This window comes from Parerythrobacter lacustris, from assembly GCF_024626475.1.
Classification (GTDB): domain Bacteria; phylum Pseudomonadota; class Alphaproteobacteria; order Sphingomonadales; family Sphingomonadaceae; genus Parerythrobacter_A; species Parerythrobacter_A lacustris.
Window position 1 is genome coordinate 72,284 of the sequence record NZ_JANKHH010000001.1, and the last position, 13,809, is coordinate 86,092.

The window sequence follows — 13,809 nt, forward strand, 5'->3', positions numbered from 1 at the left end:
CGCTGCGGAACTTGACGCGCCCCGCTGTATTATGGCACTGATGCACCTGCGATGAGGAAAAGCCGATGACCCAGCAGAGCCGCCCAGTTTATCTCAAGCTGCGCGATCATATCGCCGCCGCGATCATCGAGGGCGAATATGCCGAAGGCGACATGCTTCCCTCGGTCCGGGCCTTCGCGGCGGAACAGGGCGCCAATCCGCTGACCGTCGCCAAGGCCTACCAGCAGTTCCAGATCGATGGGCTGGTCGAGGTGCAGCGCGGGGTCGGCATGTTCGTGGTGCGCGGCGCGGCGGAGAAATTGCGGCGCGCCGAACGGCAGCAGTTCGTCCAGCAGGATTGGCCTGAAATCCGCTCGCGGATGGAGCGGCTCGGAATCGATCCGGCGGAATTGCTGCAATCGGCCTGACCCGCTTGCCAGCGCTGATGATCGCGCGCGGCATTCACCAAGTTTCGCGCCCAGCACGATTGCGCGCGGCGCAAGCTTCTGGCACATTGTCATCTTCGGGGAGCAATGGTGCGTTGGACGGGCGCGACGATGCCGGAATGTCCCGCCTGATTGGCGGTAGGCACGGCGGCGCGGGGAGAAGCGGATGATCAGGTCGGAACTCTTGTTGGCGCTGGCCAAGGACAATCCCGATTTGCGGGCGGAGGAAATCGAGCAGGTGGTCGATATTTTTTTCGAAGAGATATCGCAGCGGCTGACCGAGGGCGGCAGAGTCGAACTGCGCGGCTTCGGTGCGTTTTCCACCCGCGAGCGCGAGGCGCGCCAGGGGCGCAATCCGCGCACGGGAACGACCGTCGATGTCCCGGCGAAGCGGGTGCCCTATTTCAAGCCGGGCAAGGAAATGCGCGAGCGGCTCAACGGCGGCTGATCACGCGCGTCTGCCAGGGTTTGTTGCATTCTTTCGCTTGACCGCGCCATAGCTTTGCGCTGCGAGGCGCCGGGCAAGGCGGGTGTGGCGGAACGGTAGACGCAGGGGACTTAAAATTGCATAATATACAACCACTTAGAAGAATTATCTAGCAATTTCAGTCGGATAGAGGCACAATAGAAGGATGAGCGCCTAGCACACAGCTAGCACAAAACGCTCATAATGGTGCCCACGATGACGACCGCAGACATCACCGCTCGCCACAAGCTCCTAGATGGCAAAGTCCAGCTCTACATCCGGGCTGGCAGCCCGCATTGGCAATGCTCCTGCACAATTGCAGGCAGGCAGAAACGAACCACGACCAAGGAAGAGAGTCTTGCCCGCGCCAAGGATGTTGCGCGGGACTGGTATCTCAGCCTCCTCGGAAAATATCGACAAGGTGAACTCAGGGAAGGAACGCCCTTCACCAAAGCCGCAGACCAATTCGTCGCCGAGTACGGCGCTATCATGGAGGGTGAGCGAAACGCTCACTACATCAAGAGTCAAAGCATCCGACTCAGAGTCCATCTGATCCCCTTTTTCGGGGACAAGATGGTGGCAGAAATCACCCCCGGCCTCGTTCAGGAGTATCGCGCCCACCGGATGAAAACTGGCGTTGCAAGGGATGGCAAAACACCCCAGCGACCAGCGCGCAACACCCTGCACCAAGAAATCATCACTCTTCGGCATGTCCTGAAAACAGCCGAACGACACGGCTGGCTGCCATATCTTCCGAACATATCCGCGCCCTACAAAGCATCGGGGAAGGTCAGTCACCGCGCATGGTTCTCGCCCGAGGAGTATAAGCAGCTCTACAAGGCGACCAGCGATCGAGCGAAGAACCCCAAGAGGGAGCGGTGGCGGTCGGCCTGCGAAGACCTGCACGACTATGTGCTGTTCATGGTCAACAGCGGCCTTCGCCCAGATGAAGCCCTCCGGGTCGAAGTGCGGGACGTGGAGGTCGCTATTGACGGTCCGGATAAGCAACGCATTCTGCACATCACCGTGCGCGGCAAGCGCGGCGTCGGTTATTGCAAAACCATGCCCGGCGCGGTGCTGCCGTTCCAGCGCATGGTGAAACGTCACGGCTACAAGCCGACCGACCTGCTTTTCCCAACCATTCAGCGGGAGCTGTTCAACACCATCCTCGACGAACTCGGTCTAAAGAAGGATCGTGAAGGCAACGCCCGCACGACATACAGCCTTCGTCACACCTACATCAGCTTCCGTCTCATAGAGGGGGCTGACATCTATCAGGTGGCCAAGAACTGCCGCACCAGCGTTGAGATGATCGAAAAATATTACGCGTCGCACATCAAGGACATGATCGACGCCGGAGCCATCAATACCCGGAGGCCTAAAAAATGAGAATCCGGGGCAATTCATGGGATCCCGCCCACATTATGGTAGCGAACCATCCTTCCATCCTTGGCAGGTCGAAGGGTTCAGCCTAGACTGGCAATTGGATATGCGGGCGTGGCGGAATGGTAGACGCTACGGACTTAGAGCAAATTTGAGTGCTTCGGCGGGAAACCCCGAATGTAGAACTGCCCAAATTCGGGGAAACCTTTCACATGGCAATCCCGAGCCAAGCCCCTTGCGGGGAAGGTGTAGAGACTAGACGGGCAGCGCCTAAAGCCGCGTTCGCGGTTACGGCGAAGGGATAGTCCAGACCACAAACGCGCATGTTTGCGCGGCGGCGAAAGTCGTAGCTGGTAAGAAAATCCGTTGGGCTTTGCCCGTGTGGGTTCGAGTCCCACCGCCCGCACCATTCTCATCCCTTTTGATAAGCGCCTTACGGCGCGTCAGGCCAGTTTCGAGCCGGAACCGGCAATCTGGCCGTGAGCGAAGGCCTCGCCTGAACAGGCAAGGCCGGTGGCCTCTTGGGCTCCTGAACGGGAGCCGGTCATCGCAATCTCCGATGATCTATTTGTTGGAGCTCTGTGAACTCCCGCCTCATCTGGCATGCAGCTTTGGAGAGGGTATCCCGGCTTGTCTAAGGCCGCCTAGTGCTGTCCGACTCTCGAAAGGGATTTCGAGTGGATACCTCAGGTCGATTGAGCTAATCGATAACGGAACTCGGAGCATTCGCTGTAGACTCGGGAGAGCATATGTTTGGGGCAGAGCAGAGACAGGGGCCAGTTGATGTTGTGCAGGGTTGGTTCGCAGGACTTCATCCAGAAGATCAAGGTGTACTCTTGATCGCAGCAGGCATTGCATTGATTGCAGTGGTTTCTGTGCTGGGTTTTCGTCTGCGAGCGAAGCAGATTCGCCGCACTAATGAACATGGCGTGGTCGTTTACGAGAGCGAAGGCGGGGCGGTCGCAGGTGAAGCTGGGATTGGGTTGTTTAGAGGGTTTGCCAGGGTGGCTATCACTGCGGCTATAATCCTGATCGTTCTGGGGCTGGGGATAGCATCAATGGGGTGATGAGTGCGTTCTACTGTTTCTGATTCGACGGTTTGGACTCCTGAACGGGTGCCGGTCATCGCATTCTACAAGGGATATATTTGGCGCAGCTATCCGAACTTACGTCTCGTCCATCCGTGGCGCAAAGCGTGACTTAACGGGCTTGCTGGCCAGCACCGCCACCCGCGCGCTTTCATCATCCCACAATAGCCGCGTCGGCTTGCCCCGCAGGATTGTCTTGATGCCACGGCGTATCTGGACACCCGCCTTGAGTGTCTGTGCAGATTTGCCAGCGATCTCGTCTTTCGTGATCGTGCAGGAGCGAACCAAGAGCTTCACCCACCCATCATCGCCCTTGTGCAGCACTTCGGCTGCGACCAGTCGCTCGCCAATGCGCTGAGCCTTGCCTTTGCGGCGGCTGTCAAAGATGCCTTCAGTCCAGCGAATGACGTCAGCCTCGATGAAGTCTTCTGCGGGAAGCCACTTGTCCATATGATCCGTTTCTGACGGGCAGGAGGGAGTCGTCACTGCACCGTGACTGCACTCTGATTGAATCACAGACAGAAGATAATTTTGTTGCGTTTTGGACGCCCCCTTCAGGCCGGGCGCTATCGCTTACGCGACCGAACCCACCGCGCGCTTTCCGCGCGCGCACTGGCGCGGGGCGGTTTTCTCCCATTCGGGCAACGCTCCCTGGCGCATATGTGGCAGCCTTTCGGCCGCCACACCCCTTAAGTCTCAATTTTTCCGAAAAATGCGCGCATAGTCCCCGATAATTCCGCTGGCTGCCCTTTTAACCCCGCCCTAATCACCAAATTCGACCCTCTCGAAGAGGATAAGGCGCGATTATTCGGTATTTCTCTTCCTTAATCACCGAAAATTCGGTAAACTGGCTTTGAGAGGCAGTCCTAATGTCCGAATTTTCAGTCAAGGCATATCCAGAGGTGTTCGTTTCGGACACAGCCATATCGAAGGCCGTTTACGAGGCCGTCGCTCGCGGAGAACTGCGCAAACTCGGCTCGCGCCTCTACACCCGCAATCTCACGGAAGAGCCCGAACGGCTGGTTCGCCGCAACTGGTATCACCTCATCACCAGCTACTACCCCGATGCCCTCATCACCGATCGCACGGCGCTGGAAAACAAACCCGCAGAGGATGGGTCTGTCTTCCTCGTGTCGGAGAAGAGGCGGGAAGTCGAACTGCCGGGAATAACGCTCCGCCCGCGCACGGGTGCTGGTGCTATCGAAACCGACAGCCCCTTCGTCGGCGGTGCACGGCTGGCCTCCACACCCCGCGCCTATCTTGAGAATATGCGCGGCTCGCGCGCGCGCGGTGGCCGCGTTCCGCGCACACTTTCGCGCGAGGAAATAGAACAGCGCCTCGATGCGCTGGTTCGTCGCCAGGGCGAAGGCGCGCTGAACAAGCTGCGCGACGACGCCCGCGCCATCGCGCCGAAGCTGGAACTGGAAAAAGAATTTGAGGAACTGAACGACCTCATCGGCGCATTCCTCGGAACGCGAGAGGCAAAGATCGAAAGCACTGCTGGCAAGGCGCGCGCCGCTGGCCAGCCCTTCGATCCCGACCGGGTTGCGCTTTTTGAAGCGCTGTTCGCCGGGCTTCGGGAAACGATCCCGACACCGCGCCCCGCACCCGCCCGAGACAGCGAAGCCAATGCCAACCTGGCCTTCTTTGAAGCCTACTTTTCCAACTTCATCGAAGGCACGGAATTTACTGTCGGAGAGGCGCGCGAGATCGTTTTTGAGGGCGCGATCCCGACAGAACGGCCAGAAGACGCCCATGACGTTCTGGGCACATTCCGCATCGTTTCCGATACCAGCGAAATGAGTACGGTTCCCGCAACCCTCGAACAATTCGAACTGCTGCTGCGGCGCCGCCACGCGACTATCATGGAAGCGCGCCCCGACAAGAATCCGGGCATCTACAAATCCAAAGGAAATCAGGCCGGGGCAACTGTCTTCGTTGCGCCCGAGCTTGTGAACGGCACACTCGAAAAAGGGTTCGAGTTCTATCGGGCGCTCGAAGAGCCGTTCCAGAAGGCCGCGTTCATGATGATGCTGGTCAGCGAAGTTCATCCCTTCGCAGATGGAAACGGCCGCGCCGGACGCATCATGATGAACGCCGAACTCGTGGCAGGCGGTGAGGAAAGGATCATTATACCTACGGCCTACCGCACCGACTATCTCGGGGCGCTCAAGGCATTCTCAAAGAATGGCCGCACGGAACCGCTGATCCGTATGTTGGGCGCCGCGCAAGGATATACGCTGGGGATCGACTGGAGCACCTTCGAGCGCGCGCGCACGATGCTTGAGGAAACTGACGCCTTTGCAGAAGGCGAAGATGCGAAGCTCAAATTCCACAAAACCGACGCCACCGGCTAGGTCAAAAGCCCGGCGCTTTCGGCGCGCGGGGCTTCGGGCGCTGTTGCAGGCGCAGCAGTGCAGCTTCGATATTGCGTAATGTGGCGGAGATATGCGGGCAGTCCTGGGCGGATTGGCCAACCCGGCGCAGATCGCTGATGATGCGGGCGTAGAGCGCGCGCAGTTCCTGTTCGTTCAGACCGTCGAGTTCGTAGATGGCGATGAATTGCGACATGATGTTTCTCCCCGTCCCTGAACCGCGACCATCGCGGCCTTCATGTGCAGACAGAGAGCAGGGCGTTCGCCGCGCCGCACCCGGCGGAACGGAGTGGAGAAGCCGTCAGGCTTGCGGCGCAGAGGCGAATCCCCTGCGAGGATGCAGATATAGAAGGCTGCGAATGGACAAGGGGCAGGACGGGAGGGTTTAATCGCCAATTGATGGCTGTTGAGCCGGATCGACCGAAACGACTGCCATGATCGAGCACTCCATGATCCAGTCGCTGCTGCGCTCCTGATTCACGGCCTCACCGACAAGGCGAAGGCGCTTGTTCGCAATGTCGTCTTCGAGGTGACGCAGTGCCTCAACCATGTCCCGAACAAGCCGGGCGAGGTAAACGTGCTTCCCCATATGAATAAGGCGGATTCTTCGTGTGCTGACGCGCGGGATCGCCTTGGCGGGTCCCGCAAATATCCAGCTGCTGCCCTTGAAGTCGCTGCCGATAACGGCGAGAAACCAGCGGCCTGTCGGTCTGTTTTCTTCGTGCTTCATCCACGAAAGCGCCCCCCACGCCTGCCCTCGTTCTTCGACGACCTTAGCGGCTTCGCCGACCGGATGCTGCCACATGTCCCGGAGTTCCAGCGCATCTTCGACGCGGTGCCGGAAGACCCGCCGCCAGTCGGAATTCGGAAGACCGGGGAGGTTTTCGATCAGATCGGACATGCGGTGTGCGGCATCAATGATTGACCACGCATCCAGCGCCGCCTCGGCGATGTGATGATTTTCAATGGTCTCTTCGGTGCTGTCGATGAAGCATAGTTGCCGCCACAGGCGATCAATAGCGATGCCCGCCATATCTGCACTGTATCTGATGCCATCCAGAAAAATAATTTGCCGCTCTGAGACAGGCTGCGGCGGTTTCCGGAGCGGAGATTCATGGGCAACTCTGAACATGTCTGAGAATTTCGTGTTCGATCCGAACGAATACAATTCGCTTGAGGGCATAACTTGGCATACTGTCCCTGATTGATACGCGAGGAGGAGGGACTCGCCATGTCTCAGTGGGAATTACTCGTAACCGAAGGCCATGTCCGCGCCGCTCGCTGGCGCAAGGCGCTGCCGGTACTGCTCGGCGCAGCCATCGGCACGATTGTTCTAGGCGCGGTTTTGGCCAGATCACTGCCGGAGTCGCAGTCGTCCCACAGGGTTTATGATGCCAAGGCCACGTTCGCGGCAGCTCAGCGCAACGCCGTTAGCGCCTTTCTTCAGAACAATGCCGAGGCGATAGCGAACCTACCGTCACAAACCGAAGAAGCGCTGACACCTGACGACTTGCAGATGTCGCTCGTCGCTGCCCTTGAAAATCTGAACCAGAACGAAAGCCTTCCCGCCGCCGTAACCGTCGAGAACGCAGAGAATTTCTGGCAGGCCAATTGGCCTGCGAACACGATTCATGCCGTTGAAGACGGCAGAACCATTCTTGTCGGAGCTTACGTCAACGTCGCCTATCAGGTGCCGGGGTATAATGCGCCGCCCGAACTGCGGCGCAGCTTCTGGATATTCCGCAGGCCGGAAGCATCCTGGATCTGGCGCGATCGAGACGGACCCGGCTGGACATATCAGTGTCTCGCCGTTCCGGGGGCACAGCCCTGCGGCGAAAACGCCGTTGACCCGGCGGCCATCCCGAACACGATGAGCGGGCTGTTGCCGTCGCAGGCCTTCGAGGTGCAGCCATGACCGGGCTTCCTGTCCTAGCCTATGCCATCGGCGCTATCACGCTGCTGATCTTGTTGTTGATCCCCTTCACCCGCAAGATCATCTTCGCCATTCTCAACCTAATCCCGGCCTTCGCACTGTTCGTGCTGGGTTTCGCATCGCTCGCATTGTGGAAGCCGGTTGCATGGCTCTGCGCGCGCGTACCCGCGCTTGCTCGCATCATGGATCAGTTCGCGGCGGGCGTCGAACGCCTCGGAACACGAAAAGTTGGCTTGCCCGCTGGCGACCGTGAGGCCGTTGCCAGAGCCATGTGGCCGGAAAACCGTTACCCCTTCCTCTACAGCGAAGTGCCGGACGACATTCGCCGCCCCTTGTGGGAGGATGGAAAGCTGATCGGCGGACAGGACATCCCATGGATGGCCGACCGCCATTTCAGTGTTGGTATGACAAGAGCCGCAGGGCAATGCGGCCTGACCGCGACGTTGATTGCGCTTGTGGCACAGCCAGTGCTGTTCTTCCTCTGGCGCGGCGCTTCCGCTCCGCGTGAAACCGCTGCCCCTGTGCTGCTGGAGCAGTTCCCCGGCGAAGCGCCCGTCCATGTTTCGGGCTGGTCGGTCTGGCAGGATGTGGCCGCCAATTGGTTTGATGCAATAGGCGGCGGCGCGATGATGATCATCATGCTGATCATCGCCTGGCTCCTCATCGCCATCGGGATCGGTATCGCCGTCGCGGTGATGATGATCGAGCATTGGCGTAAAAGCTCTGCTGCTCCCTATGAAATCCTCTCCAAAGACGCGCATGTGCGTTGGCCATACCGCGCCGAAGCGCGGGAAATCGCGCACACCGGCTATGTGCGTCAGGTCGGACAAGCCACGGGATACTTGCAGGGGTCGCCGCTCTTCGCCGTGGGTGAGGGGACTGGCACGTTTCGTCTGCGCGGCGACCTTGCCGCGCCGGTCAAAGGGCAGACGCTCGCGCTCGACCGGGAATCGCTGTTCCAGCATGTGCTGGTCTTTGGCGGCACGGGCGACGGCAAGACCACCGCCATCCTGAAACCCCTGCTGCGGCAGGTTCTCGAACAGCCCAACTTCGGCGCTTACGTCACCGACGCCAAGGGCGTCCTGTGGCACGACGCGGAGAAGATCGCGACCGAGGCTGGACGGACTAAAGACGTGCTTCGCATCGGAACGGGCGCAGGCGATCTCGGGGTCAATGTCACTGCCAAACTCGCCCCCAGCCATATTGCCGCCGTGCTGCGCTCGGTGCTCAGCCAGATAGGAGGCGCGAGTGGCGACAGCTTCTGGCCGGATATGGCGGCCAATGTCATGCGCCACCTGCTGACCGTCGGGCGCGCCTATGGTGCCACGCCCGAGGGCGAGGCCGCAGCCAAACAGCTCAACCCCTACAGTCTGTGGTGGGCATATCAGGCAGCGTTGGACGAAAAGCGCCTGAAACCGGCCATCGAAGCGATCAACCGGGCAACCACAGCCTGCCTTGCAGACATGGATGCCGCCCACAAGGCGGGCGATACCGAGGCGCACCTGCGCCATGCCGACCGCCTCTCGCTCTTCGCTGGCGCGGACATCGCTGCCACTCTTGGCTATCTGACCGAAGTCTGGCCTGACATGGCCAAGGATACCAAGACGGGGATTGTCGCCAATATCTCGCAGCTCATGGATGGTTTTGCGGGCGCTACCGTCCTGCGGGAACGGTTCATCAGCGGGCAGGACGAGCATACCGCCAGTCTCGATGCTCCGCTGAATGGCAAGATCGCCCTCATTACCCTGAATACGCTGGACGACGGCCTGCCTGCGCGGCTTGTCGCCATCCTGCTCAAAACTGTCCTCTATCGAGAGGCGCGGCTGCGCGAGGCCGCCTTGAAGAAATCCGGCGGCAACCCGCAGGCAAACCCCTGCCTCGTCATGATGGACGAAGTTCAGGAATTGGCGACCGTTGATCCTGCGTCAGGCCTGAGCGATGCGACGTTTTGGAACGTCGCCCGTTCGACGGGTTTGGCGGGGGTATTCGCCACCCAGACCGTCGCAGCACTTACGCAGGCTATGGGCGACCGCGCCGCCGAGAACTTCATGCAACAGTCGCGCAGCAAGATATTTCTGCGCAGCGAAGATCAGGCCACGGTCTCTTATGCCTGCTGGCTGGCGGGCGAGTTCGAGCGCAACCGCGTCTTCGGCGATGGCCAGTGGGAAAGCCTGGAACAGCGTGAGCTGGTTAGCGGCTGGACGCCATTTCTGCCGCTGGGTGATGACGCAGCGCCGGAGGGCGCAGGAGGGGCGGGCGAGTATTTCAGGGCTGCTATGGGCTTCATCCGTCGTGCCAGCATCGGCACCGCCACCGCCCAGCCGACCTACGCGCCGGACATGCGTTTCGTGCCAGAGGCGACAGATCAGGCCACCCAGCTTGCGGCGCTCGGTGCCCGGCAGCAGGCGGCGTGGCGGCAGGAGGATTTGGACAGGCGCTACCGGACTGAGGGCAACGCCATGTCGCCCGCGCTTACTCCGGCTGATTTCATTGCGATGGGGCGTTGGCACGCATACGCTCATGTACAACGCGCCGGATTGGCGCGGCAGGATGTGGTGGCGCTGAAACATGACTTCGACCAGATTACTGTTTGATGTGAGCGGGCTGGACTTGGTGGACGCGATCCAAGGGATTGGATGGCGACTCGACCCTGTCAGACGAGAAGCAGAAGGCTCCGATGAGGACGTCGTTGAGATTGCAGTTCAGAACGCAGATAAGGTGGTTTTCGCGCAGGAAACGGCGGCCACTATCTCTGAAATTGCCAAAGTCGATAAAAACGAGGCGACCGCATGGGCGCTAGAGAATTTCCATATCCTTCTGGTCGCCTTGCTGCGGACAATGCTGAGCCAGAATTATAAGGGCAAGATCACTATGAATCCAAAGAGAAATCAAATTCGAGGATTTCTCAGAGTTGATATTTTGGATGATTTAAAGCAATATGAAACGATGAAGAAGAAAATAGAAAACATTGAAGGAACAGAAAGCTCCATTCGTCGTGGAACAAAGTCCGTCATGAACGACACCCTTACTCCGTTATTTACACATTTGTCCGCTGGAATTTCTAAGATTGGCAAAAAGAGCGATAAAGAATTTTCCGATATTAAAGGTATTCTAAAGGAAATAAGATCCGACCTTAAGGGTATGAGGGCGAAGTAGGCTGATATGGCGACGAGACCTCCGCCTCCGCCTCCGGGTCACGACCGGATAGGGCAAGAAGGTCTTGACTACCTGACCATTAAGGACGGCCAGCTCTATTGGCACGGCGCGAAGCTTGAGACGGAAGCCAAAATCCGCCTCTCAGCCCAACAGGGGATTGGAGCCGCTATCATCGCGGCCGCAGCAGTTGTTGGGGCACTTGCCGCCAGCGTCAGCGCCTGGGCAACACTAGCAGCGCTTGAACTTGAAGAATCCCGACACATTCAGTCGCCCGCTGAGACACCTTCCCCGCTGAAGGTTGCTGTCTTTCCGGCCTATTTTGACAGCGGCGTTTCGATCCCCAAAACAGAGTCAGGGTCAAGCCTGGCCAATGCCTTTCGAGTGTTGATGGACAACCCTCAAGCCACAGCAGTTATCCGCTCATATACCGATGGTACCGGCTCCGCCGATCTGAACGAGCGTCTCGCGGAGGCGCGAGCGGCGAACGTCCGGCAATTCCTGACCAGCCGCTCCATTGCCCCCAACCGAGTCACCTTGGCGCCGCCTGTTGCGGCAGATAGTCCATATGCCGACAATGCCACATCGGCGGGTCGCGCGCAGAACCGCAGGGTGGAGATCGAGATCGTTGCTGTCCCGCAACCGGCATCCGATCCAGCAAGCTGATCCGCCACACCCATACCAGCAGAAGTATCTTTCTGCTCCGTCGAACCGAATCGTGGTATAATGTCGCAACGCGATGCAGCACCGCTGCATCAGTCCGAGGCGCGTCAGGCCATTGGACTGACGCGCCGATTCCATGATATGATAATATCAGGTGATGCAAGCCATGCGCGGTAACACCGCGCGGCTTGGCAAGGGGTTATTTCATCCCCGTTGCATCCCCAGACCAAGGAGAGCCTTCGTGCCCTCCTGTGGAACCTCCAGAGCAGGGGACTTCCCTCCCCATGCACCCTGGACGGGTCGCTGCCATCCCGCGAAGGCGGGCATGACATCGACCTCGCCAAAGGAGATTTCATTCTCCCTTGGAACCCATGACCGCTGTTCGCCAGCGGCTTCGACCAAAGAGCCTTCGTGCCCTTTGGAAACCAGACCGGGGATTGCGAACCCCGGCCCCCCGGCAGGCATTTCAGCCTGCACCGACCAAGGCGGACCCTTGGAACCCTTCATTACAGGAGGGTGGGTGGCAAGCGGAACGGACAAGCGGCAACGGACACTGACCGTCACGGTACGCGTGACCGATGACGAGCGCCGTAACCTTGAAGAATTATCCTCCCGTGCCGGTTTGGCCATGGGCGCTTTCGTGCGGGCAGCCGCACTGAAAGACCCCGGCGTCCGCGCCCGCCGGAGGCCTCCCGTCGATCACGTCGCCATACGCCAGCTCTTGGGGGAGCTGGGTCGCGTCGGGAACAACCTCAATCAGATCGCCCGTTCCTTAAACACCGGGGAGGACATCGACCTTCCCGAGCTGCGTGAGGCGCTGGCGTCCTATCTTCCCCTGCGCGACGCGATATTCGTGGCGCTCGGCAAGGAGCCATCCGGTGATCATCAAGGGCGCAAGCCGAGCGGCACCTAACCAGCTAGGTCGCCACCTGGCTCGCACGGACACCAATGAGCGCGTCCGTATCCTGCAACTGGAATCCCCGGCGTCCTCGCCAACCGAAGCGTTCGAGGACTGGCAGACCCTCGCCGAAGGCACCCGAGGCCGAAAAGGCCTCTATCACGCCAACATTGACCCCGCTGCCAAATACCAGATGACCGAGGAGCAGTGGTTCCGTGCCGTGGACGTACTGGAGGAGGAACTTGGTTTCACCGGCCAGCCCCGCGCGGTGGTGATGCACGAAAAGAACGGGCGCGAGCACATCCATGTCGTTTGGGCGCGTACTGACATCGACACCATGACCCTCAAGAGTGATGGTCATAATTTTCTGGCACATGAGCGCGCCAGCCTCCGTTTAGAGCTGGAGTTTGGCCATGAGCACGTTCCCGGCAAACATGCGAAGCGCGACCGGGACGCCCAGCCCGACATGCCCACCGCCGAGATCCGACACGATGAATGGCAACAGGCCGAGCGGGGGGAGTTTGATCATCGCGCCCGCAAAGACGAGATCAGGAGCCTGTTTGAAGCATCGGACAGCGGTTCTGCCTTCAAGGCGGCACTGGAAGATGCAGGGTATGTGCTGGCGCGTGGCGACCGTCGCGACTTCGTGCTGCTGGATGCCGACGCCAAAGTGCATAGCCTTGGCCGCCAGCTTCCCGGCATTGGCGCAAAAGACCTGCGCGCCTTCATGGCCGACATCGACGCCGAGAGCCTTCCTACAGTAAAGGAGGCGCGCGCAGCCGTGCGAGAGGCAATCCTCGCAACCGAGCCGGTGTCCGATAAGCCAGCTCTCGACGCGCCACCACAGCACTCGGAAGGTGACCGCAAACAGATCGAGGCACTGCGCCAAGCCATCATCGAGCGCCACGGCACCGAGCTGAAAGAGCAGGAACAGCGCCATGCCCGCGAGGTCGAAACCCTGCAGGAAAACCAGCAGGCCGCAGCAGACAAGGCCATCGACACCTTCGCCCGCGAACAGGCGGCGCGCGCGATCAAGGAACGCCCGCAGGAGCCGGGCGGCGTCGAGCGGTTGTGGCGCTCAATCCGCGAGGCAGTGAACGAGGAAGCCCGCGTCCAGCGTATCGCCGATGAAGCTGCCCGCGCTGCCGATTTTGATAATCGCCGCAATGATGAAGTTCATATCATGGTGAGCGACCTTAATTCCGCCCAGCGTGTCGAAATCGACGCCCTGATTGATCGACAGGGCAGGGAGCGCGCTGCGCTGCTGGCCGAACAGGAGCGTGACCTCAAGCGCCGCGTCGAGGACGACGAACGGGCGCGCCAGCTTGTCCGCGAATACGAACAGCGCCGTCAGGAGGCCGAAGCACAGCAACGCGAAGGACCGGAGCGCGATCCCCGCGCACGCTGACGGGCTCGCGCTTCCTG

The 13,809-nt window shown here is 59.9% G+C and carries 14 protein-coding genes; 11 read left to right on the plus strand and 3 right to left on the minus strand.

What is annotated here, in order from left to right; genetic code table 11:
• Positions 1 to 65 precede the first annotated feature (65 nt).
• The 4 genes from NSO95_RS00395 to NSO95_RS00410 all read left to right on the plus strand — a co-directional run bounded on the left by NSO95_RS00395 (position 66) and on the right by NSO95_RS00410 (position 3,341).
• Positions 66 to 407: a GntR family transcriptional regulator gene (locus NSO95_RS00395; protein WP_257594154.1), complete on the plus strand. Its 342-nt coding sequence runs from the start codon at positions 66 to 68 to the stop codon at positions 405 to 407.
• 184 nt (positions 408 to 591) lie between these two features.
• Complete coding sequence (locus NSO95_RS00400) at positions 592 to 873, plus strand: integration host factor subunit beta (protein WP_257594155.1); 282 nt, start codon at positions 592 to 594, stop codon at positions 871 to 873.
• Between the two features lie 234 nt (positions 874 to 1,107).
• Entirely contained in the window at positions 1,108 to 2,280 is a 1,173-nt protein-coding gene (locus NSO95_RS00405; protein WP_257594156.1) for a tyrosine-type recombinase/integrase, read from the plus strand.
• Between the two features lie 743 nt (positions 2,281 to 3,023).
• Complete coding sequence (locus NSO95_RS00410) at positions 3,024 to 3,341, plus strand: hypothetical protein (RefSeq protein ID WP_257594157.1); 318 nt, start codon at positions 3,024 to 3,026, stop codon at positions 3,339 to 3,341.
• Between the two features lie 99 nt (positions 3,342 to 3,440).
• Here NSO95_RS00410 and NSO95_RS00415 read toward each other — a convergent pair whose 3' ends face one another.
• Complete coding sequence (locus tag NSO95_RS00415) at positions 3,441 to 3,812, minus strand: hypothetical protein (RefSeq protein ID WP_257594158.1); 372 nt, start codon at positions 3,810 to 3,812, stop codon at positions 3,441 to 3,443.
• 419 nt (positions 3,813 to 4,231) lie between these two features.
• Here NSO95_RS00415 and NSO95_RS00420 point away from each other — a divergent pair, with 419 nt between their 5' ends.
• A complete protein-coding gene (locus tag NSO95_RS00420) occupies positions 4,232 to 5,719 on the plus strand; it encodes a Fic family protein (RefSeq protein ID WP_257594159.1) in 1,488 nt (495 codons plus the stop codon).
• 1 nt (position 5,720) lies between these two features.
• Here NSO95_RS00420 and NSO95_RS00425 read toward each other — a convergent pair whose 3' ends face one another.
• Together NSO95_RS00425 and NSO95_RS00430 are read right to left on the minus strand one after the other, a co-directional pair.
• Positions 5,721 to 5,933, minus strand: coding sequence for a hypothetical protein (locus NSO95_RS00425; protein ID WP_257594160.1), 213 nt, complete (start codon positions 5,931 to 5,933; stop codon positions 5,721 to 5,723).
• A gap of 189 nt (positions 5,934 to 6,122) precedes the next feature.
• Positions 6,123 to 6,869, minus strand: a complete 747-nt coding sequence (locus tag NSO95_RS00430) for a hypothetical protein (RefSeq protein WP_257594161.1) — start codon at positions 6,867 to 6,869, stop codon at positions 6,123 to 6,125.
• Between the two features lie 99 nt (positions 6,870 to 6,968).
• Here NSO95_RS00430 and NSO95_RS00435 point away from each other — a divergent pair, with 99 nt between their 5' ends.
• The 6 genes from NSO95_RS00435 to NSO95_RS00460 all read left to right on the plus strand — a co-directional run bounded on the left by NSO95_RS00435 (position 6,969) and on the right by NSO95_RS00460 (position 13,792).
• Positions 6,969 to 7,652 carry a hypothetical protein gene (locus tag NSO95_RS00435; RefSeq protein WP_257594162.1) on the plus strand — a complete coding sequence of 228 codons (684 nt, stop codon included), beginning with the start codon at positions 6,969 to 6,971 and terminating at the stop codon, positions 7,650 to 7,652.
• On the plus strand, positions 7,649 to 10,264 hold the full coding sequence (locus NSO95_RS00440) for a type IV secretory system conjugative DNA transfer family protein (protein WP_257594163.1): 2,616 nt from the start codon (positions 7,649 to 7,651) through the stop codon (positions 10,262 to 10,264). The genes NSO95_RS00435 and NSO95_RS00440 overlap by 4 nt, the downstream gene beginning before the upstream one ends.
• Positions 10,239 to 10,826, plus strand: coding sequence for a hypothetical protein (locus NSO95_RS00445; RefSeq protein WP_257594164.1), 588 nt, complete (start codon positions 10,239 to 10,241; stop codon positions 10,824 to 10,826). The genes NSO95_RS00440 and NSO95_RS00445 overlap by 26 nt, the downstream gene beginning before the upstream one ends.
• A 6-nt stretch (positions 10,827 to 10,832) precedes the next feature.
• Positions 10,833 to 11,489 carry an OmpA family protein gene (locus NSO95_RS00450; RefSeq protein ID WP_257594165.1) on the plus strand — a complete coding sequence of 219 codons (657 nt, stop codon included), beginning with the start codon at positions 10,833 to 10,835 and terminating at the stop codon, positions 11,487 to 11,489.
• A gap of 517 nt (positions 11,490 to 12,006) precedes the next feature.
• Entirely contained in the window at positions 12,007 to 12,399 is a 393-nt protein-coding gene (locus NSO95_RS00455; protein WP_257594166.1) for a MobC family plasmid mobilization relaxosome protein, read from the plus strand.
• A complete protein-coding gene (locus tag NSO95_RS00460; RefSeq protein WP_257594167.1) occupies positions 12,365 to 13,792 on the plus strand; it encodes a relaxase/mobilization nuclease domain-containing protein in 1,428 nt (475 codons plus the stop codon). The genes NSO95_RS00455 and NSO95_RS00460 overlap by 35 nt, the downstream gene beginning before the upstream one ends.
• Positions 13,793 to 13,809: the final 17 nt, after the last annotated feature.